This is a genomic window from Ruegeria sp. CDSC045, from assembly GCF_059610725.1.
Map to the genome: position 1 here is coordinate 90093 of NZ_JBXWOE010000009.1, position 19922 is coordinate 110014.

The window sequence follows — 19922 nt, forward strand, 5'->3', positions numbered from 1 at the left end:
TCTTGCGACTCTGTCCGCGCGGGTTTAGACCGCGCGCATGTATACGATCGCTGCTCTCTATCATTTCACCCGGTTCGCCAACCACGAAGCCCTTCGTGCGCCCTTGCTTAAGCTGTGCCGCGCGCAATCGGTCAAGGGGACGCTCTTGCTGGCACAGGAAGGGATCAATGGCACTATTGCCGGACCCCGCGCTGGCATTGACGCGGTTCTGGCCCATATCCGTGCGCTGCCCGGCTGTGCTGATCTGGAGTGGAAAGAGGCCACGTCTGACCAACCGCCATTTGGCAAGATCAAGGTACGCCTGAAAAAAGAGATCGTGACCATGGGCCAACCGGACATCGATCCGCGCGCCCGTGTCGGCAATTATGTCGAGCCCGAAGACTGGAATGATCTGATCCGCTCGGATGATGTGGTGGTGATCGACACCCGAAATGATTACGAGGTGGCAATCGGTACGTTTGAGGGCGCGTTAGACCCTGAAACAAGCAGTTTTCGTGAATTCCCCACCTGGTGGGAAGAAAACAAGGACCGGTTCCACAATAAGCGTGTGGCGATGTTCTGCACGGGTGGCATCCGGTGTGAGAAATCCACCAATTACCTGTTGGGTCAGGGGGTCGAGGATGTCTATCACCTGAAAGGTGGCATCCTGCGGTATCTCGAGGAAATGCCCGTCGAGAACAGCACCTGGCAGGGTGAATGCTTTGTGTTCGACAACCGCGTATCCGTTGGGCATGGGCTGGTCGAAGGGCCGCACAACCTGTGCCATGGCTGCCGTCGCCCGATCCTGCCTGAGGATGTGAAACGTGCCGAATACGAACACGGCGTGTCCTGCCATCAATGCATAGAGGAAACCTCTGAGGTCGACAAAACCCGGTTCCGGGAACGTCAAAAACAGATCCTGCTGGCACGTCAGCGGGGACAGGAACATCTGGGCACGGACTGATTTTCTGAAATCTGGTTGCCACGCAGGACAGTCCACCGGATAATCCCGGAGATTTCAGCGCGTTGGAGGTTCCATGTCCCGAAAACCCACGACTTTGGAAGAATGGAAATCTACGCTGCTGGCGGCAGCCGCAATGGTGGTTGCCAGTTTCCTCGCATGGTTCGGTCTGTCCCGTCTGAGCGAGGGCACCGCAGGTGACACGATCGGTACGATCGCCTCTGTGGGGCTGGTTGTGTGGATGGTGTCTCAATCCTGGTTCTATATGACTCAGGTGAAATCACCGCGCCGCATTCTGTTTTTGATGGGTGTGTCCTTTATTCAGGTCGTTCCGTTCCTGTTCGCCGCTGCCTATGGCGCATTCGGGTACCAGGATAACTGCGTCATCGGGGCGCAAGGGCCCGCTGATATCCTGTATTTTTCTTATGTTACATTCACCACCGTTGGGTACGGCGATATGTCCCCAACCGGGCTGTGCCGCGCCCTGGCCGTGGCCGAGGCGGTGACCGGCTATATCCTACTGGGCCTGTTCGTCGCGGCGGCGGTGGCGTTGTATGCCCGCAATCATAGTCCGGATTAGGCTCTGATTTCGTCTATTTGTTTTGATCTATCCAACGCGACATCATCTGTTTGTCGCGAAAGCACTCCGACGGGATTGGGCGGCGTTTGCTGCGCGAGATACGTTCGGCAAAGGTAACCTGCTTGCCGGTCGGGTAATTTGCAAATGGCGAGGGATCATCAGGTTTGTGTTTGGAAATCCAGGCAGACATGGACTGACGGTCGCGCTGCGCCTCGACCGGAATCTCAAGAGCAGTTTGCTCCGCGATGGCGCGGGCATAGCGTATCTGCCGATCGGTGGCGGGCAGCAGGTGATAGTCGTTTGTCGGGCCGTGCGGGGCGGTGTTTCGCAATGAATGGGCCATCGGTTGATCCTCTGACTATGTAGAACATAAATAGAACATTAACCGAAAATTTCAAGCCGTGGCCTGTTGGAATTGGCAGGAAATCGCTCTGAATCAGTTTTATTGACTGCTGAGTCAATAAAATATAAACGCGGAGGAAACAGCTTCTGATCAGGGAATCCCCACAATGAGATTTCAGCCCAAGGCGAGCCATTTCATCAACGGTGAATATGTCGACGACACGACCGGAGCACCCATAGACGTGATCTACCCCGCAACAGGGGAAGTGATCGCACGGCTGCATTCTGCTACTCCGCAGATCATAGATCAGGCTCTAAACAGTGCAAAATCGGCACAGGCAGACTGGGCCGCGATGTCTGGGACCGAAAGGGGCCGTGTTCTGCGCCGCGCCGCGGACATAATGCGCGAACGCAATCGTGATCTGTCGATCATCGAAACCCACGATACTGGAAAACCGCTGCAGGAAACTTTGGTTGCCGACGCTACTAGCGGGGCTGATGCGTTGGAGTATTTCGGAGGTTTGGCGGCCTCGCTGACCGGCGAGCATATCCCGCTGGGTGGTGGGGATTTCGTCTATACGATCCGTGAGGCGCTTGGGGTTTGCGTCGGAATCGGCGCGTGGAACTATCCAACCCAGATTGCCTGCTGGAAAGGCGCGCCGGCTTTGGCCTGCGGCAACACGATGGTATTCAAGCCTTCCGAGACCACGCCCTTGTCTGCTCTGCAAGTGGCCGAAATCCTGGTCGAGGCCGGGGCACCAAAGGGTGTCTATAACGTAATTCAGGGTTATGGCGATGTGGGCGCATCACTTGTGACGGACCCCCGTGTTGCCAAGGTCTCGCTGACCGGATCGGTACCGACAGGGCGCAAGGTTTATGCCGCAGCAGCCGATGGCATGAAGCATGTCACGATGGAACTGGGCGGCAAGTCCCCCATGATCGTGTTCGACGATGCAGATATCGAAAACGCCGTGTCTGGCGCCATTTTGGGGAATTTCTACTCCTCGGGTCAGGTCTGTTCCAACGGCACCCGCGTTTTTGTACACAAAGGCATCAAAGAAGCCTTCCTCGATCGCCTGTCCCAGCGTCTGGCGAATGTGAAAATCGGCGACCCGATGGATGAAGAGGTTAATTTCGGTCCGATGGTTAGCGAAAACCAGATGAATATCGCTCTGGGTTATGTTGAAAAAGGCAAGGCAGAAGGTGCGCGTTTGGTCTATGGCGGTGCGCGTATCGAAGGCGACGGGTTCTACATTCAGCCCGCCGTCTTTGCCGATGTGACCGATGACATGGCCATCGCGCGCGAGGAAATCTTCGGCCCGGTTATGTCAGTGTTGGATTTCGAAACCGAGGAAGAGGTGATGGCCCGCGCCAATAACACCGAATTCGGTCTGGCAGCCGGTGTGTTCACCAAAGATCTGACCCGAGCCCATCGTATCGTGGCCGCGTTCGAGGCGGGCACCTGCTATATCAACACCTACAACCTCGCACCGGTTGAAGCCCCGTTTGGCGGGTCAAAAATGTCTGGGGTCGGGCGGGAAAACTCGAAATTGGCAATCAATCATTTCAGCGAGATGAAAACGGTCTATGTCTCGATGAATGACGTCGAGGCGCCTTACTGACTAAATCCACCAATTCAGGCTCTGTTCATGGGGTTTTCCCTCGGGAACAGGGCATTGGATGCCGCGGTTCGTCAGGAGATCAGCCCTGACTAAGTGGCCACCCTGAGTTTTTCCCAGACGTTTCAGTCCGCCCTCACAAGTGCGAGAAGCTGAGCGATGTTCTCTCGGGCGTTGGCCGTGTTTTCAAGCAGGGCAGTTGCATCCGCCAATGGTCGTTCTTCAATCCTGGTTACAGGTTCTGCCAATGCCAGAGTCGCCCGCCTGACCTGTCCGAATTTTTGGTCGACCTCAGGCTGCGGGACGTCTTCCATATCAGAAAGCCAGAACAATCTTTCTGCTTCGTTCACCCTGTCAAACTGCAACAATACCCGCCCTGCATTTTCAAACTCACCTATATCCAGATCGGCCTGCGCCCGCAGTGACATGGCCTTGTCCGAGGGGTCATCCCCTAACTCCAGCAAGGCTTTGTGTGGCTGGCCGGACAACAATGCCGCCTGCGCGCGCAAAAGGGCTCGGTCCTTTCGCCTGATAGTGTCCTGAGGTCGGTTGGACCAAAATAGCGTTGGACGGGCAAACCCCAGCGATGCCAACCTTTCGGCAATGGAGATTGCGGTTTCGGTTTTCAGCGATTGTGCCATCGGTTCGGGCAGGTTGAAGATGCGCCGCAAAAAAGTATCGTCGTCGGCGCGCGCAGTCAGTACTTGAACGGCCCGGTCCAGCGTTTCAGCTGAATTCGGAATATCTTCTAACAGATCAAAAGACTGGTCGAACTCTTGGCCCAAACTCAGCGCCAGCGCATATGTCCGTTGCATAAGTGGGCCGATCTCAGATCGGCGCAATTCGACCGTGTAAGATGCGGCAAGTTCGAGCTCCCGGGCGGAGGCTGACCCGCGTTCCGCCCACCGCTGTTCAATCAGTCGCGCCAGCGCCAGAGGCGCTTCGAGCCCTGCTTCCGAGCTGCCCACCACGTCTTTCAGCAAGGTTTCGGATTTCTCCTGATCGCCTTCGGCCTTTGCAACACCGGCCTTGGCCTGAATCGCGCCGGGGCTGGGTTTGGTTTCGATGCGATTAACAGCCCGCAAGACGCGCCGCGCGGCTTCAAGTTTTTGGGCTGCAACGAAAATGTCGGACAGCATAGGTCCGACTTGCCGGCGCAGATGATCCGGTAGTCGCGCAAACGATTGTTCCATAACCCTTATCTGGGCATCTTCGGCGAGCTTACCCTCGGTCAGAGCGGCCCAGATTGCGGCGTCACTTTCGCAACGCTGTAGGTCGCGGAATGGATTTGACCCTTTCAGTGGCCGGTTGTCCAGAACAGCGGCAATCGCAGAAATCCGGTTCGTTTCCGGCGTCTCTTCACCAATCCAGCCAAGGCTGCGAACCGCCTCGGCACCGAAGCCGAAATACGCATAGAGCTTGGCAAGCTTCATGGCCCGTCCTTTGTCAACGCGATCAAACTCCTGAAACAGGCCAGTGCGCAGCTCTGCCACCTGTTCGGGGAACAGGCGCCCATCGGACCAGCTGTCAAAGCCTAGCTCGGCGCTGGAAATGCAGGCCGGTTTCTTCTCCAGTTGTGGAATGGATGGTCCCAGCAAGCCATCCAGATCATCCAGTACCGAAGTGACCGCGATGTTCAGGTCCATGCGTGGCGGCATGTTCAGTGATTGATTGCCGTTCGAATCTCGTGGGCCGATCTGGGACAGTTCAAGATCAACCAGATCTCGGTCAGCGCCCTGCAACAATCGCGTCGATAGCTGGTCCTCAATTACCTGCGCATTGAGATTCAAAAGCGGCAATACCAGAGGATCAAGCGCCTGTGGCCCGGGCAGCGGGGCGTTTACCACTGCCGTTTTGGGCAGCGTTGGGGGTGGAATGTCGCTGCTGATCGGTGGAAGGGCTGCCCCCGGCGCAATATCCACAACGATCATCGTGTTTTGATGCAGAAATGCGGTGGCAAAGCAGTCGCAGCCGAATTCCATCTCTAACGCATCACCCGGGTTGGTCTGTGAGATCGCAGACAGACGGTTCTGCGACAGCCGCTGAAACACTGCCCCGGTCTGAAATTCGGCATCAAAAAGCGCTATGTCGAGTCTTGCGCCATTCTTCGTTTGCTTCAGACCCCATTCCGTTCCCGGGGGCACCTGCACAACAAGACGCGTATATCCGTCATGCTCGCCCGATCGCACAGAAATGTCGCGCGCGCCAGCCTGTCCAGCGGCCGTAAGCGCCGCTGAAACCATTAGGGCGTATCGGATCATGCCGCTGCCTGCTTTAGCTCTTTCAAGGCCTCTTCAAGTTCTGAGAAACCCGGCCTGTTATGGGTGGGAGTGTTCTGCCGTCCGACTTCGATGCACATGGCAGGGTTGTGGTTGTGCAGGTTGGCAACCAGAACCTCTTTGATCAACTGATAGAAATGATTGTCTTCCTCCACCACGGATTTGAGTTTTCCTGCAAATGGGCCGACCAACCCATAAGCCAGAAAGACCCCCAGGAACGTCCCGACCAGAGCGCCACCGATCAGCTTTCCCAACACTTCTGGGGGTTGATCGATCGAGCCCATCGTTTTGATAACGCCCAGAACTGCCGCAACAATTCCAAGTGCGGGCAGGCCGTCAGCAACAGTCTGTAGCGCGTGGCTAGAGTGCATGGCGTGGTGAAAATTCGCCTCCATCCGCTTTTCCAGCACCTCTTCGACCTGGTGGGGATCGTCATAATTCAAAGAGGCAGCCCGCATCGTGTCGCAGATCAAATCGACGGCTTCTTTGTCGGCCTGAATTTTCGGATAAGTCGAAAACAGAGGCGAGTTTTCGGGGTCTTCGATATGCTGTTCAACCTCGACCGGGTTGGCCTTGGCGATACGGATCAGCGAAAACAACAGGCACAGCAGGTCACGGTAGTCATCCGGTTTCCATTTCGGCCCTTTGAATACTTTTGCCATATCCTTGATCGTGTGCTTCACGGCGCTTAGGTCATTGCTGATCATAAATGCGCCGACCGCAGCGCCACCAATCATCATCATTTCGAACGGCAGGGATTTCATGATGATGGTCATTTTCCCGCCAGCCGCCAAATAGCCGCCGAACACCATGACGAAAATAACAACAATTCCGACAATTCCGATCATAAGAGGTCTCCGGCGAATTCCGATGCAGGGTTGAAAATCATGGGGGTTACTCCTGCGGAGCCGAAGCGTTTCGCCCGGCCATAATCACGCTGATTGTATAGGCAGCCTCGGGGTTCAGGCCTGCCAAAACACCGGCTGCGGCATCGGGCGGCATCCGTGACAGGAATCCGGCGGCAAAGGTCGGGTCCATCGTTTCAAACAGGGCGGCCGCGTCTTTCGGCTTCATGTTCTGATAGACATCCGTCAGGCGCGTCAGGTCTGTCTCAGCCGCTTTTTCTGCAATGGCCAGCGTCTCACGCAGCGCCTCTTCTGCCTGCTGCAGGGCGGCCAGGCGGGTCTCGATGGCCTCATCGGCAATGGCCAGCGCCTTTTCCCGATCAATGGCTGTGACTTCGCGTTTTTTCAACGCTTCTTCGCGCCGCAGCAATTCGGTCAGCAATATTCGGGCTCCGGGCAGCTCTGCTGGGGTCTCTTTCGGTTTTGATTCTGCCTGTTCGGCCCCTTTTGCCAGGGCTGGTGCAGCCTCAAACCCCAACCGAATCGCGGCTGATCCAAGCATCAACAGTGAGATCACTGTCAGCACACCGCTTCTTGGTCGTTTCTCTACAACGTGTCCGCTCATGTCGCGGCCTCTCCGCTATTGCGGTCGTGGCGGAAAAACATCAGCCCGCCCGGGCGCTTTTCCTGAGTGTCCTCAAATTTGGGCGCAGCAGGAGCCTCTGGCTTTTCCACCGCCTCGATTGGAACCTCTTCAGGCACAGGATCCGTCGTTGGTTCCTCGGCCTTGGGTTCTTGCGGCTTGGGATCTTCAACCTTGATGTCATTGGCGGGTTCTTCGGCCGGAATGACATCATGCATCGAAGCCATCATCAGTTCGAGCCGCTGAGCAACCGATTCCGCCCTTTGGGTCAGCGCCTCAAGCGCAAGGCCCGATTGGTCCGAGGCAGTCCGCGCCGAATCAAGCGATTTCTTCAGTTCATCTGCCTGGGATGACAGGACCGCGACCGCGCCACCGACGCCCTGTTCCAGATCCGTGAATCGCTTTAGCCGACGGGACAGCACGAAACAGTAAAGACCCGCACCCAGCGCACCTGCGACCAGCAAAATATCTGCAATCAGCTCCATCTCGGCCTCCTAATTCAATACGAATTCCATCACGAGGACATCGCGCACGCGCCCTTCCCCGACGACGATTTCAATGCGACGCAAAAGGTGACCACGGATACGCATCAGTGCGAGCGAATCCTCCAGATCCGACACTTCGACCGCCCGCAGGTACCCGTTCAGAACATCCATGATACGAGGCTTCATCTTCTCGACATCCGAGGCGTAGCTGCTGTTCACCTCAAGCTGGGCGCGGAATTTCAGGTGCCGCGAATCGCCAGCATTGACCGAGACGATCACCGCCGGCAGGTCGATAAAACCAACCTCAGGCAGGGCTTTAACCTCGGTCCCTTTGTCTTTTTCCTTGGCGTCTTCCGCGGCTGGTTGGCCGCCAAATGGCAGGAGTCCAGAAGTGGTCAGGAAATACCCGCCCGCAGCCCCGGCAACGGCCAGAATCACCCCTATGATCAGTCCCTTTTTCCCCGATTTTTCTGGGGCTTCTGCCTGTTCTGCAGTCGCGTCAGTCATGACGTCCTCATTCATTCAGTCTGGGGATGTCATAACCCGGCAGGGACTAACCGATTGTTAAGGGCAATCGTCCAAACAGGGGATGCGCCGGGCAGAATGTCGGCGAGTCGGAGGTGAGCGTGCAGCAGATCGGAACTGTCTGGGCAAGTTTGGACAGGCGAAAGCAAATCATTGTCGCCGGTGCAGTCGTGCTGGTGTTTTTGGGGGTCCTAGCGATGTCGCGGTTGGCGACGGCGCCGTCGATGACCCTACTCTATGCCGGGCTGGAAAGCGGCGCGGCGGGGGATATCGTTCGATCACTGGATCAGCGCGGCGTACAGTATGAGATTCGAGGCGGTTCGATTTACGTGCCCGGCTCGCAGCGGGACGAATTGCGCATGACTCTGGCCAGCGAAGGCCTGCCTGCGAACGGAAACCGCGGGTATGAGCTTTTGGATTCACTCAGCGGCTTTGGCACCACCTCGCAAATGTTCGATGCGGCCTATTGGCGTGCGAAAGAAGGTGAGCTTGCGCGCACGATTGTCGGCAGCCCTCACATAAGTCAGGCGCGCGTGCATATTGCCAACGGGTCGACGAATCCGTTTCAGCGCAGCGTCGCGCCGACGGCTTCGGTCTATCTGGTGTACTCGGGTGCGGATATCACTTCGGATCAGGCCAAGGCGATCAGGTTTCTGGTTTCCTCCGCCGTCAGTGGCCTCGCGCCCGAGAATGTCGCGGTGATTGATTCCAATGGGGCGGTGATTGGCGCAAAAGAGACTGCGGTTGCGGCAGATACTGCGGATGACAAGTCGCGCCAGCTGCGCGAACGGGTCCTGCGTCTGATTGAGGCCCGAGTGGGGGCCGGAAATGCAGTCGTTGAGGTCAGTGTTGATACGGTCACTAAAACCGAATCCATCCGTGAAAGGCGCTTTGATCCTAAGGGGCGCGTGGCCATTAGCACCGATGTCGAGGAACGGTCTGACAGCGCCCGGAACCAATCGTCCGATGTCACGGTGGCGTCGAACCTGCCCGATGGCGACGGCGCAGGTGGGGATGCATCCAATTCGAATGCCACACAGACACGGGAACGGGTCAATTATGAGGTGTCCGAGACGGAGCTAGAGGTTCATACCGCACCCGGTGCGATCAAGCGCCTGACCGTTGCAGTTCTGGTGAATGGAACGCGGACGGTTGATGCCTCGGGTGCCGAAAGCTTTACGCCCTTGCCCCAGACCGAGCTTGATGCATTGGGTGAGCTTGTGGCCTCGGCCGTTGGGTTCGATGCAGAACGAGGTGATGTCATCACCCTGAAATCGCTGGATCTGCCCGCAGTAGAGCCTGGTGGAACTGTGGTTTCCGCTTCGATCTGGCAGCAGATTCATTTCGACGCCATGTCGCTGGTTCAAATGGCGGTTCTGGCGATTGTGATGCTGGTGCTGGGATTGTTCGTGATCCGTCCGATCCTGATGAAACCGGCCCTTGCCCCCGCCCTTTTGCCAGCAGGATCGCCGCCAGAGCCCGAGGCGGTTCTGACCGGTGAGATCGCGACCGAAGAGGACGGGCAATTCGCCGCTATTCCGGGACATACCCCGGGGGATGTACCCGCGCTGGCGGCAAATCCGGGCGCTGATCCGGTTGATCGGCTGCGGGCCATGATCGGCGACAAGCAGGAGGAGACCGTGGAAATCCTGCGCAGTTGGCTTGAAGAAAGCGAGGAGCGTGCGTGATGTCGATAGCCCATCTTCTTGAGGATTTCACCGTACAGGCAGGCGGCGGCAAAGTTCATTTACTGGACGAAGAGGCGCTGGAAGAACAGCGGCTTGGAGCCTTCGAACACGGCTATCGCGCCGGATGGGACGATGCCCTTCAGGCCCAAGAACAGGGTCGTGGACAGGTATCAGACAACCTCGCCCGCGCGCTTGAGGATATGTCCTTTACTTATCACGAGGCGACGAGCCGGATGACACTGTCGTTGGAGCCCATGTTCCAAAGCCTGGTCAATCTGGTGTTGCCGGACACCCTGGATCGGGGGCAGGCCCCGCGGCTGGTCGAACAGCTTACCGAAATGGCCCGGGAACAGATTGGTCAGCCGATGCAGGTCTTTGTGCCTTCGGGTTTCGCGGATGCGGTCGAGGGGCTGTTGCCCCCTGAATTGGCCACCCCGACACGGGTTGTCGAGGACCCGTCTCTGGTGCCTGGTCAGGCGCGTCTGCAGGTTGGTACCTCGCAGCGAGAGGTGGATAGCAGCGCCTTGCTAGAGACAATCCGTTCAGCATTTGACGCTTACGTGTATGAGGCAAAAGAGGCATTGAACAATGAGTGACCCGCAATCCCCCAAACCCGAAAAAGCCAGCCCGTTTGATTCCGTTCCGATCGAGGTAACCGTGTCAGTCGGTCGGGCGCGCCCGCTAATCCGAGATCTGCTGAATATGGGGGAAAACGCTGTTCTCACCCTGGACAAACGGATCGAAGATCCTGTGGACCTATATGTTGGCGATCAACTGGTGGCGCGCGGTCTGCTGGAAGAGATGGAGGGTGATCAAGCCGGGCAACTGGCCGTGCGCCTAACCGAAATCGCGGATCTGCAGAACGGGATCGGGTAATGCGTTTCCTGTTTTGGGTGGCGGTGCTGCTGACGCTGACGCCGTCTCTGGCCGCCGCGCAAGAGGTGTCGCTGTCACTGGGCGAAGGCGGGTCGATTTCCGCGCGCACCATTCAGTTGATTTTGCTTATTACCGTGCTCAGCCTCGCGCCTGGGCTGGCGATCATGATCACCTGTTTCCCGTTCCTGATCACCGTTCTGGCCATCTTGCGGCAAGGGATCGGATTGCAGCAATCCCCCCCCAACATGCTGATCGTCAGCCTCGCACTGTTTCTGACCTATTTCATCATGGAGCCGGTCTTTTCGGAGGCCTGGACCACAGGTATTCGCCCCATGGTCGAAGAAACGATGGAGGTCGAACCAGCGTTGGAGCGCGCGTTGCAGCCGTTTCGTGCCTTTATGGCAGGGCGAGTTGATCCGGATACTTTCCACGCCATGGCAGCATTGCGACCCGGGGGTGATACGGTTTCCTTGTCGGCCGAGGCACCCTTGTCGATCTTGATGCCGTCTTTCATGCTCTCTGAGATAGCGCGGGCCTTTCAGATCGGGTTTCTGATCTTCCTGCCGTTTCTGATCATTGATCTTGTGGTGGCCGCTGTGCTGATGTCGATGGGGATGATGATGGTTCCGCCTGCAACAGTGTCGCTGCCGTTCAAACTAGCCTTCTTTGTCATTGCCGACGGCTGGTCGCTGATCGCAAGCGCGCTGGTGCGTAGCTATATGACATGAATCGTCACTGCCTGGTGATCTGCAGACGTGCGCGCAGGCCTTGCTCTCCGGCTTCGAAGCTGAGGGTGCCGCCATGCTGTTCCGCGATTGTCGCCGCGATTGTCAGACCCAGACCAAACCCATCCGAAGACCCGGTGTTTGACCCGCGCCGGAACGGGGCCATCAGGGCTTCGATATCCGAGACGGACAGATCGGCCCCTTTGTCCTCGACGGTGATGGTTGCTATTTTGGCATCGGTTTCCAGCTGAACCTCGGCATGGCGACCATATTTCAGCGCATTGTCGATCAGGTTGGTCAGGGCGCGCTTCAGCGAAATTGGCCTGCCGACGACCAGCATTCTCCGAGTCTCGGGCAGGGATCCATGCCCTCGGCGCGACATGAAAACGGAGGTGCCCCCCTGAACCGCCACCGGGGTCAGCTTTTTCAGGGTCACCGGCAGATCCATATCCTGATAATCCGCCACCAAGGCTTCGACCAGCGATGTCAGTGAAATCTGGCGCGGTTCTTCGATGCTCAGCTCGGACCTTGTGTAGGTCAGAACGCTTTCGATCATGCCGGTCATCTGATCGACATCGGCCTCAAGCTTTTCGCGCAGCTCTACATCCGGGATCAAAGCGGCACGCAACCGGACGCGGGTGGCCGGGGTGCCCAGATCGTGGCTGACACCCGACAAGACAGTGGCGCGCTTTTCCAGCTGCATGCGCTCGGCGTCCAGATGCTCGTTCACGGCCGAGACGATGTCGCGCAACTCGGCCGGGCCATCGGCCTCATAGCTGTTCGGCCCGCCCCGTCTTTTGCGGTCGCGCAAGGCAGTAGAGAAGCGGGTGAAACTGTCCGATACATTGCCGACCGAGGTAAGGATCACCGCCAGCGCGACAATGGCGACCAGAATCGTGGGCAGACGCAAGTCGGTTGGGGCTGCACGGCATCCCCAGATATCTGTCCCGTCCACCTGTTGCCATGCGCCGCGCCCATAGCGGGCGATCAGTATCGGTTCGCTGCAATAGGTCGCCAAAAGCCGGGTCAGGTTGCCCATTTTCTCTGGGCCGGTCTGGTCGATGCCGGAGAGGATGTCGGACACCGGGTAAACCAGCCGGTCTGACATCACAGCCAGCGTCAACTCTCGGCCCGAAACCGGTGCCGAGCTGTCGGTCAGGATCGACAGGTTGGTGACAAAGCTGCGATCCGAAAACCCGGGGAGTTGTTCGAACTGCCCGGCGTCCGCCAGGCTGGCGGATTTGGGTGGCAATGGAGTAATGGTGATGCCCGGCGGTGGGGATTTACCGATGCGCAAATCCTCATAGACCGCGAACCCGGCAACATAGGCGCGTGTCTGGAATTCCTGCCATGCGCGGGCCGAGGCGAACCAAAGGCCTGCGGCCAGCAACCCCGAGGTAAAAGCGGCGCAGGTCCAGATCCAGCCTAGGCTGCGCAGGCGCGTGGCGCGGACGGTCATGCGGTTTCGTCCACAGACACCTCTGCGGCAAAGATATAGCCCACACCGCGTTCGGTCTTTAGCATTTGCGGGTCTTTGGGGTTGGCCTCGATCTTGGATCGCAGCCTCCCGACCAGCATGTCGATGGCGCGTCCCTGGCCTTCGCTCTTGTCAGTAGCGCCTGTTACATCCAGGGCCGCGGCGATTTCATCCCGGGTCAGGGGAATATGCGGGTTGGCCAGAAAAACCTTGAGCATTGCTGTTTCTCGCTGGGACAGGGATACCAGATATCCGTCCGGCGAATGCACTTCGTCCCGTTTGCCGTCATAGAGCCAGCCGTCAAACCTAAAGGTGCGGGTGCGGCGGCGATAGGCAAGCGAAGGTGTACGACGCGCCCGTTGCATGACGGCGCGAACGCGAGCCAGCATCAGTTGCGGATTAAAAGGTTTGGCGATGTAATCGTCGGCGCCTACCTCATACCCGGCCATGCGTTGATGATCGGCGGACAAGGCCGAGACCAGAATGATCGGCACGTCCTGTTCGGCCCGCAGGCGGGCACAGATATCAACGCCGTTTTCATCCCCCAGCATCACATCCAATAGAATCAGGTCGATCCGACCCGACTTGAGATGGGCGCGGATTTCGCTTTCGGAACTGGCGGGCAGCGCAATGAAGCCATTCTGTTGCAGGAACTGGGTCATCATCGACCGCATTTCAGGGTCGTCATCCACCACCAACAGCCGCGGAATGCTCACAGTGTTCTTCCTCCTGTTCTCTGGCCCCAAACTTCGTCCATTGTAACGAACGGAAACAGATTCAATGCTAACGTAACACGCTGTAACAAAAGCGGTGAAAATTTGCGCCTTTCCCGGGTATTGGCCCGGATTAAGCGTTGTCAGACTCAGATAGGGGCACAGTATTGCGGCATTGCCAATTTGACTGGCACCGAATTCTCAGGGAGGAGAAAACATGAAACGATTTTCTTTTGCGACTGTGTCCGCATTGGCCGTCGCGGCCGGATCATCTGTGGTGGCCGAACCACAGGCGGAGGTCTTGCATTGGTGGACATCCGGTGGCGAGGCCAAATCGGTGGCCGTGCTTCAGGAAGAGTTTGCCTCGAACGGGGGCACATGGACCGATATGCCTGTCGCAGGCGGCGGCGGTGATGCAGCCATGACGGCGCTGCGGGCGCGGGTTCTGGCAGGCAACGCGCCGACAGCGGTTCAGCTGAAAGGCCCGGCGATTCAGGAATGGTATGAAGAGGGCGTTCTGGCCGATATCTCGAACGTGGCCGCCGCCGAAGGCTGGGCCGACGTTCTGCCCGCGTCGATCGCTGGTCACATGATGTGCGAAGGCACTTGGTGCGCGGCGCCTGTGAACGTTCACCGCATCGACTGGATCTGGGCCAATGCCGATGTGCTGGCTGCGAATGGCATCGAAATGCCCACCACATGGGATGAGTTCAACGCCGCTGCCGAGAAACTGCAGGCCGCCGGTGTGATCCCACTGGCCCATGGCGGTCAGGCCTGGCAGGACGCCACGGTTTTCGAAGCCGTTGCACTGGGTCTTGGCGGACCCGAGTTCTATCAGAAAGCCCTGGTCGATCTGGACCCCGAAGCACTGACCTCGGACACGATGATCCAGGTCTTTGACCAGATGCGCACCCTGCGTGGCTATGTGGACGAGAACTTCTCGGGCCGTGACTGGAACCTGGCCACCGCGATGGTGATGAACGGCGAAGCGGCCTTTCAGATCATGGGTGACTGGGCCAAGGGCGAATTCCTGGCAGCGGGCAAAAAGCCTGGTGAGGATTTCCTGTGCGCCTCGACCCCCGGCGATGGATATCTGTACAATGTCGACAGCTTTGCCATGTTCGAGGTTGAGGGCGACGACAATCGCGCCGGTCAGGAATTGCTGGCCAAGCTGATTGTTGCACCGAACTTTCAGGAAGTGTTCAACCTGAACAAGGGTTCGATCCCGGCCCGGACCGATGTGTCGCTGGATGCCTTTGACATCTGCGCGCAAATCTCGGCCGAAGACATGGGCTCGACCTCGGCAGGTGGTTCACTGCTGCCGTCTTATGCCCATGGCATGGCGCTGCGCGGGTCGCAGGCTGGTGCGATCACAGATGTTGTGACCGCGCATTTCAACTCGGATATGTCCTCGGCTGACGCGGTTCAGCAACTGGCGGACGCGGTGGCCAACAGCTACTGATCCAAAACGCTCTGCCCCCCAAGGTGTGGGGCAGAGCATCTTTCCCCGGAGGAAAACATGTCCGAATGGCTGGAAAACCACCTGCCCAAGGTGGTGCTGGCACCGTCGTTCATCGCCGTATTGATCTTTGTCTACGGATTTATCGGATGGACCGCATGGGTGTCGCTTACACGCTCAAAACTGCTGCCGAAATACGAGATCCATGGCTTCATCCAATATGAGCGCCTGTTCGACTCTCCTCGCTGGGATACGGCGATTGGCAACCTGTATATCTTTGGTACTCTGTTCATCGTGATCGCGATGCTGCTGGGCCTGCTGCTGGCCATCCTGCTGGATCAGAAAATCCGCGTCGAAGGAGCGATCCGAACAATCTATCTCTACCCCATGGCGCTGTCGATGATCGTCACGGGCACGGCGTGGAAGTGGATCCTGAACCCCGGTCTGGGGATTGAGTCCATGGTGCAGGGTTGGGGCTTTCCCAACTTCGAATTCGATTGGCTTGTGAATCCCGATTACGCGATCTACACCATCGTCATTGCCGCACTCTGGCAAAGCTCGGGCTTTGTGATGGCGCTGTTTCTGGCCGGTCTGCGCTCGGTCGATGGCGAGATCATCAAGGCCGCACAGGTCGATGGTATTCCAACATGGCGTATCTATACCGCGATCATCATCCCGTCGATGGCCCCGATTTTCCTGTCCGCTTTCATCGTGTTGGCGCATCTGGCAATCAAGAGCTTTGACCTTGTCATCGCCCTGACCGGAGGCGGTCCGGGCTATGCGACCGATCTGCCCGCCACCTACATGTATGCGATGGCCTTTTCGCGCGGCGATATCGGTCAGGCGGCGTCTTCTGCAATGATCATGATGCTGGTCGTCTTTGCCATCGTGGTTCCCTATCTCTACTCAGAATTGAGGGCTAAAAATGACTGATCTGTCGATGCCCCACACCCAAACCCGCAGCCAAAGTAACATGAGCAAAATCGCCCTGCGCTGGCTGCTTTACGTGGTGCTGTGCCTGTTCGCGCTGTATTACCTGATGCCATTATTTGTGATGTTGACGACATCGCTCAAAAGTCTTGAGGAAATCCGTACCGGTAGTCTGATATCGTTACCGCGTGAGGTGAGTTTCGAGGCCTGGAAAACCGCTTGGTCGGGCGCCTGCACGGGTATCCAATGCGAAGGTCTGCGGCCTTACTTCTGGAACTCGGTCCTGATTGCGGTGCCTGCGGTGGCTATCTCGACCCTGCTGGGCGCTCTGAATGGTTACGTTGTCGCGCAGTGGCGGTTCAAAGGGGCTAACATCATCTTCTCGCTGATGCTGTTTGGTTGCTTCATTCCGTTTCAGGTCGTCCTGCTGCCGATGGCGCGCCTTCTGGGCATGATGGGTATTGCCGGAACCATTCCGGGCCTGATCTTTGTCCACGTAATCTATGGTCTTGGCTTCACCACGCTGTTTTTCCGCAACTATTATGTCTCTATCCCGGCCGAGCTAACCAAGGCCGCCCGCGTCGATGGGGCCGGGTTCCTGCGGATTTTCTGGTCGATCTTCCTGCCACTGTCACTGCCGATCATCGTGGTAACCGTGATCTGGCAATTCACGCAGATCTGGAATGATTTCTTGTTCGGCGTGTCGTTCAGCCAGGCGGGCACACAGCCTGTGACCGTGGCGCTTAACAACATCGTAAACTCCACCACCGGTGTCAAAGAATACAATGTCGACATGGCCGCCGCGATCATCGCGGGTCTGCCGACGCTGCTCGTCTATGTCGTTGCCGGTAAGTATTTCATCCGCGGCCTGACCGCTGGCTCTGTGAAGGGATAGAATGATGGCTCCCATCCTTGATATCAACAAGCTGTACAAGAATTACGGCGCAACCGAGATCCTGAAAGATATCAATATCTCGATCGAACCGGGCGACTTTCTGGTGCTGGTTGGCCCCTCGGGTTGTGGCAAATCCACCTTGCTGAACTGTATTGCCGGGCTTGAACCGATCACCGGCGGCACGCTGGCCATTGGCGGCAAGGACATGACCCATGTCAGCCCCAAGGATCGCGACATTGCCATGGTGTTCCAGTCCTATGCTCTGTACCCGACCATGTCGGTGGCCAAGAACATCACCTTTGGCATGAAGGTGCGCGGGGTTGATCAGCCCACGCAGGACGCCAAGCTGAAAGAGGTCGCGTCCCTGCTGCAGATTGAACCCTTGCTGAACCGTCGCCCCAGCCAGCTGTCCGGTGGTCAGCGTCAGCGGGTGGCGATGGGTCGGGCGCTGGTGCGCGACCCCAAACTGTTCCTGTTTGACGAGCCGCTCTCGAACCTCGACGCCAAGCTGCGGGTCGAGATGCGGACAGAAATCAAGAAGCTGCACCAGACTCTGGATGCCTCTATCGTTTATGTGACCCACGACCAGATCGAGGCGATGACGCTGGCCACCAAGATTGTGGTTCTGAAAGGCGGGATCGTGCAACAGATCGGCAGCCCGGCCGAGATCTATAACAACCCCGCCAACCTGTTCGTCGCCGATTTCATGGGCTCACCTGCGATGAACCTGATCCCTGCAAAGGCAACCAAGAACGGCACGGGCACCGAAATCGCCATTGAGCGGTCATCCGGTGAAACGCTAGTCCTGAAGGATGCCCGTGATCTGTCACTGCCGCAGGATGTCATTCTGGGCCTGCGCCCCGAGGATATCGCCGAAGCCGGTTTCCGCGCCGGAGACGGTGTACAGGAAGCGGTTTGCATGGTCGACATGGTCGAACCTGCCGGAGCTGACACCTATGTAGTGTCCGAACTGGGCGGCAAACAGGTCACTGCGCGCCTGCACGCGGAAACCAGCGCCCAGGCCGGGCAAGAGCTGAACCTGGCCTTTGACATGAGCAAAGTGTCCTATTTTGCCAAGGAAACCGGCGAGCGGTTGAACTAGCGCACTGCGCAGGACTTGTTCTTGCTAAACTCGGGCAATTTCGCCAAGTACCGACGCCATGTCAGGCCAACGAGATTGCCCGGGGAATATCGATGATACTGGAAATTCGACATTACACACTAAAACCGGGCCGCCGAGAAGCGTTCATAGAATTCTTTGAGAAACACAATCGCGCTGCGTTGCGGGATGCAGGAATGCTTGTGTTTGGGCCGCTCAGAGATCTGGAAAATCTTGACAAAGTGCATTGGATGCGCGCGTTCTCTTCGTTGGAAGAACGCGACAGGATAAAGGACAGCTTCTATGGTGAGGCGGTCTGGAATGACCAGATCGAACCCATTGCAATGCCAATGATCGCACACTATGAGGCCGAACTGGTCGAAACTACGTGCGGATTTGAAAGTTTTGACTGCAGCAAATCGCTGTGAATTCACCCGGTTCGCTTCATATCTTTGATCAGACGGTTCAGATCACCGCCGCGCGCGTCCAGCATGGCGCCAATCTCGGTACGTTCGGTCAGCAGCATGTTCACGCCTTCGATAAACATGTTGAAGAATTTGTCGCGGCCGGATTTATCGGACACCAGGAAGGTCACCTCGAAGGGCGAGGAGCCTTGCAGCTTGACCGAGGTACGCACCTCGTATCCGGCTTTGATCTTGCGCGCATTTCGAACGGTCACCTCGCCGCCAATGAACTCGCGAAAGCGACGTCCGTATTTGTTCGAGATATAGCCCTGAAACGCGTCGGTGAACTGCTTTATCTGTGACGCACTGGCCGAGCGGCCATCGGCCCCCAGCACATAGCGGGCCATGATCGGAACGTCAGCATATTGCACGAAGATCTTTTCAAAATCGCGGATCATGCTCTTTTCGGATTTTCCTGAACTGATGACGCGGTTGATGTCATCCACAACGCTAACGACCAACGCTTTTGCACTGGCCTCTGTCTGGGCAAAGCCTGGCAAGGGGAGGGTGGCTAGCGCCAGGCCGGCGATGCCAGATGCAATAAACTCTCTTCTCTTCAAATAATTACTCGGCATATGGATCCTCGTAGGGGTCAAGGTAGGGGTCTCTGACAGGGTCGGTCCCGATATCTGCATAGGGATCGTCATACAATCCCAGATAGGCGTCCTCATCATCGCGTGCCAGTTCGAAACGTCGATTTTGCAGGTAAATTGTTTGTGCCTGCTTATAGCTGTCAGCACTTTCATAGAGGATGGAATCGACTGTGTCCGAGAACCGTCCACGGTCGCCCATCCGCCTTACGATTTCGGCGTAGACGCCGATATTCTCGACCGGGCGCACCGGTGTGAAGTTGATCGGGTTCGAAAACAGGTTGACGACGACGCCGACCGCATCCCTGGATGTTGAGGGGCCATAGAAAGGCAATTCCACATAGGCGCCTTCGCCAAAACCCCAGACGTGCAGGGTTTCACCGAAATCGGTATCCACGGGCGGCAGGTTCAATTCGCTGGCCGGGTCAGACAGACCCGCGCCACCAACGGTCGTATTGATGAGGAACCGCAGCAGGGCATTGCCCGACTGCTTCAGATTGCCCTGCAGCAGATAATCCAGAGCCTGACCCGGCATAGTCAGGTTTTCGGCAAAATGGTTGAAACTGGTCACCATCGGATCGGGCACGATTTTCACATAGCCCTTCGAGGCCGGACGGAACAGGAACCGGTCGACGCCCAGATTGAACTTGTGAATGCCGCGGTTTGTATTCTCGTAGGGATCGAAAGTATCGCCGCGCGCGGCCTGATCGGCGGGTTGGGACGCACAAGCGCCAAGAACGGTCATCAG

General features: G+C 57.5%; 22 protein-coding genes. 12 read left to right on the forward strand and 10 right to left on the reverse strand.

Going from position 1 to position 19922, the window contains the following annotated elements; translation table 11 throughout:
• Positions 1 to 37 precede the first annotated feature (37 nt).
• Together trhO and AC2FH6_RS15600 are read left to right on the forward strand one after the other, a co-directional pair.
• Positions 38 to 943 (forward strand): oxygen-dependent tRNA uridine(34) hydroxylase TrhO, encoded by a 906-nt coding sequence (gene trhO / locus AC2FH6_RS15595; protein ID WP_282022092.1) that lies wholly within the window; start codon positions 38 to 40, stop codon positions 941 to 943.
• Positions 944 to 1016: 73 nt separating this feature from the next.
• Positions 1017 to 1520, forward strand: coding sequence for a potassium channel family protein (locus AC2FH6_RS15600; protein ID WP_281973307.1), 504 nt, complete (start codon positions 1017 to 1019; stop codon positions 1518 to 1520).
• Positions 1521 to 1533: 13 nt separating this feature from the next.
• On the opposite strand, the gene AC2FH6_RS15605 is transcribed toward AC2FH6_RS15600, so the two are convergent.
• Positions 1534 to 1863 (reverse strand): hypothetical protein, encoded by a 330-nt coding sequence (locus AC2FH6_RS15605; protein WP_142638625.1) that lies wholly within the window; start codon positions 1861 to 1863, stop codon positions 1534 to 1536.
• Positions 1864 to 2029: 166 nt separating this feature from the next.
• On the opposite strand from AC2FH6_RS15605, the gene betB reads away from it, so the two are divergent.
• Positions 2030 to 3484: a betaine-aldehyde dehydrogenase gene (gene betB / locus AC2FH6_RS15610; RefSeq protein WP_281995702.1), complete on the forward strand. Its 1455-nt coding sequence runs from the start codon at positions 2030 to 2032 to the stop codon at positions 3482 to 3484.
• 122 nt (positions 3485 to 3606) lie between these two features.
• Here betB and AC2FH6_RS15615 read toward each other — a convergent pair whose 3' ends face one another.
• Genes AC2FH6_RS15615 through AC2FH6_RS15635 form a run of 5 tightly spaced genes read right to left on the reverse strand, consistent with a single transcriptional unit; the run spans position 3607 to position 8240 of the window.
• Positions 3607 to 5742 carry a hypothetical protein gene (locus AC2FH6_RS15615; RefSeq protein ID WP_496703485.1) on the reverse strand — a complete coding sequence of 712 codons (2136 nt, stop codon included), beginning with the start codon at positions 5740 to 5742 and terminating at the stop codon, positions 3607 to 3609.
• Positions 5739 to 6608 (reverse strand): flagellar motor stator protein MotA, encoded by an 870-nt coding sequence (motA, locus tag AC2FH6_RS15620; protein ID WP_496678419.1) that lies wholly within the window; start codon positions 6606 to 6608, stop codon positions 5739 to 5741. Before motA ends, AC2FH6_RS15615 begins: the two co-directional genes overlap by 4 nt.
• Before the next feature lie 46 nt (positions 6609 to 6654).
• Complete coding sequence (locus AC2FH6_RS15625) at positions 6655 to 7230, reverse strand: MotE family protein (RefSeq protein ID WP_496703487.1); 576 nt, start codon at positions 7228 to 7230, stop codon at positions 6655 to 6657.
• Positions 7227 to 7733 carry a hypothetical protein gene (locus AC2FH6_RS15630; protein WP_496703489.1) on the reverse strand — a complete coding sequence of 169 codons (507 nt, stop codon included), beginning with the start codon at positions 7731 to 7733 and terminating at the stop codon, positions 7227 to 7229. Before AC2FH6_RS15630 ends, AC2FH6_RS15625 begins: the two co-directional genes overlap by 4 nt.
• Before the next feature lie 9 nt (positions 7734 to 7742).
• Positions 7743 to 8240: a flagellar basal body-associated FliL family protein gene (locus tag AC2FH6_RS15635; protein WP_496703491.1), complete on the reverse strand. Its 498-nt coding sequence runs from the start codon at positions 8238 to 8240 to the stop codon at positions 7743 to 7745.
• Positions 8241 to 8359: 119 nt separating this feature from the next.
• Here AC2FH6_RS15635 and fliF point away from each other — a divergent pair, with 119 nt between their 5' ends.
• From fliF to fliP, 4 genes are read left to right on the forward strand one after another with little or no spacing between them, the layout of a single operon-like run.
• Positions 8360 to 9946, forward strand: coding sequence for a flagellar basal-body MS-ring/collar protein FliF (fliF, locus tag AC2FH6_RS15640; RefSeq protein ID WP_496703492.1), 1587 nt, complete (start codon positions 8360 to 8362; stop codon positions 9944 to 9946).
• Entirely contained in the window at positions 9946 to 10542 is a 597-nt protein-coding gene (locus AC2FH6_RS15645; RefSeq protein WP_496692771.1) for a FliH/SctL family protein, read from the forward strand. Before fliF ends, AC2FH6_RS15645 begins: the two co-directional genes overlap by 1 nt.
• Positions 10535 to 10822: a FliM/FliN family flagellar motor switch protein gene (locus AC2FH6_RS15650; protein WP_271952383.1), complete on the forward strand. Its 288-nt coding sequence runs from the start codon at positions 10535 to 10537 to the stop codon at positions 10820 to 10822. The genes AC2FH6_RS15645 and AC2FH6_RS15650 overlap by 8 nt, the downstream gene beginning before the upstream one ends.
• Positions 10822 to 11550 carry a flagellar type III secretion system pore protein FliP gene (gene fliP, locus AC2FH6_RS15655; RefSeq protein WP_496692770.1) on the forward strand — a complete coding sequence of 243 codons (729 nt, stop codon included), beginning with the start codon at positions 10822 to 10824 and terminating at the stop codon, positions 11548 to 11550. The genes AC2FH6_RS15650 and fliP overlap by 1 nt, the downstream gene beginning before the upstream one ends.
• Before the next feature lie 4 nt (positions 11551 to 11554).
• Here the strand turns inward: fliP and AC2FH6_RS15660 are convergent, their stop codons facing one another.
• Complete coding sequence (locus tag AC2FH6_RS15660; RefSeq protein WP_496692769.1) at positions 11555 to 13006, reverse strand: sensor histidine kinase; 1452 nt, start codon at positions 13004 to 13006, stop codon at positions 11555 to 11557.
• Positions 13003 to 13740: a response regulator transcription factor gene (locus tag AC2FH6_RS15665; RefSeq protein WP_496692768.1), complete on the reverse strand. Its 738-nt coding sequence runs from the start codon at positions 13738 to 13740 to the stop codon at positions 13003 to 13005. Before AC2FH6_RS15665 ends, AC2FH6_RS15660 begins: the two co-directional genes overlap by 4 nt.
• Before the next feature lie 214 nt (positions 13741 to 13954).
• Here AC2FH6_RS15665 and AC2FH6_RS15670 point away from each other — a divergent pair, with 214 nt between their 5' ends.
• The 5 genes from AC2FH6_RS15670 (at position 13955) to AC2FH6_RS15690 (ending at position 18548) form a co-directional block, all read left to right on the forward strand.
• On the forward strand, positions 13955 to 15199 hold the full coding sequence (locus AC2FH6_RS15670) for an ABC transporter substrate-binding protein (protein ID WP_496703494.1): 1245 nt from the start codon (positions 13955 to 13957) through the stop codon (positions 15197 to 15199).
• A gap of 57 nt (positions 15200 to 15256) precedes the next feature.
• A complete protein-coding gene (locus AC2FH6_RS15675) occupies positions 15257 to 16129 on the forward strand; it encodes a carbohydrate ABC transporter permease (protein WP_142638652.1) in 873 nt (290 codons plus the stop codon).
• Positions 16122 to 17021 carry a carbohydrate ABC transporter permease gene (locus AC2FH6_RS15680; RefSeq protein WP_271952391.1) on the forward strand — a complete coding sequence of 300 codons (900 nt, stop codon included), beginning with the start codon at positions 16122 to 16124 and terminating at the stop codon, positions 17019 to 17021. Before AC2FH6_RS15675 ends, AC2FH6_RS15680 begins: the two co-directional genes overlap by 8 nt.
• 4 nt (positions 17022 to 17025) lie before the next feature.
• The gene (locus AC2FH6_RS15685) at positions 17026 to 18123 is read left to right on the forward strand and encodes an ABC transporter ATP-binding protein (RefSeq protein WP_496703496.1); all 1098 of its coding nucleotides are present in this window, start codon (positions 17026 to 17028) and stop codon (positions 18121 to 18123) included.
• A gap of 92 nt (positions 18124 to 18215) precedes the next feature.
• Positions 18216 to 18548 (forward strand): putative quinol monooxygenase, encoded by a 333-nt coding sequence (locus tag AC2FH6_RS15690; protein ID WP_496703497.1) that lies wholly within the window; start codon positions 18216 to 18218, stop codon positions 18546 to 18548.
• A gap of 2 nt (positions 18549 to 18550) precedes the next feature.
• On the opposite strand, the gene AC2FH6_RS15695 is transcribed toward AC2FH6_RS15690, so the two are convergent.
• Together AC2FH6_RS15695 and AC2FH6_RS15700 are read right to left on the reverse strand one after the other, a co-directional pair.
• A complete protein-coding gene (locus AC2FH6_RS15695) occupies positions 18551 to 19159 on the reverse strand; it encodes an MlaC/ttg2D family ABC transporter substrate-binding protein (RefSeq protein WP_271952395.1) in 609 nt (202 codons plus the stop codon).
• Positions 19149 to 19919 (reverse strand): MlaA family lipoprotein, encoded by a 771-nt coding sequence (locus tag AC2FH6_RS15700; protein ID WP_142638706.1) that lies wholly within the window; start codon positions 19917 to 19919, stop codon positions 19149 to 19151. The genes AC2FH6_RS15695 and AC2FH6_RS15700 overlap by 11 nt, the downstream gene beginning before the upstream one ends.
• Positions 19920 to 19922: the final 3 nt, after the last annotated feature.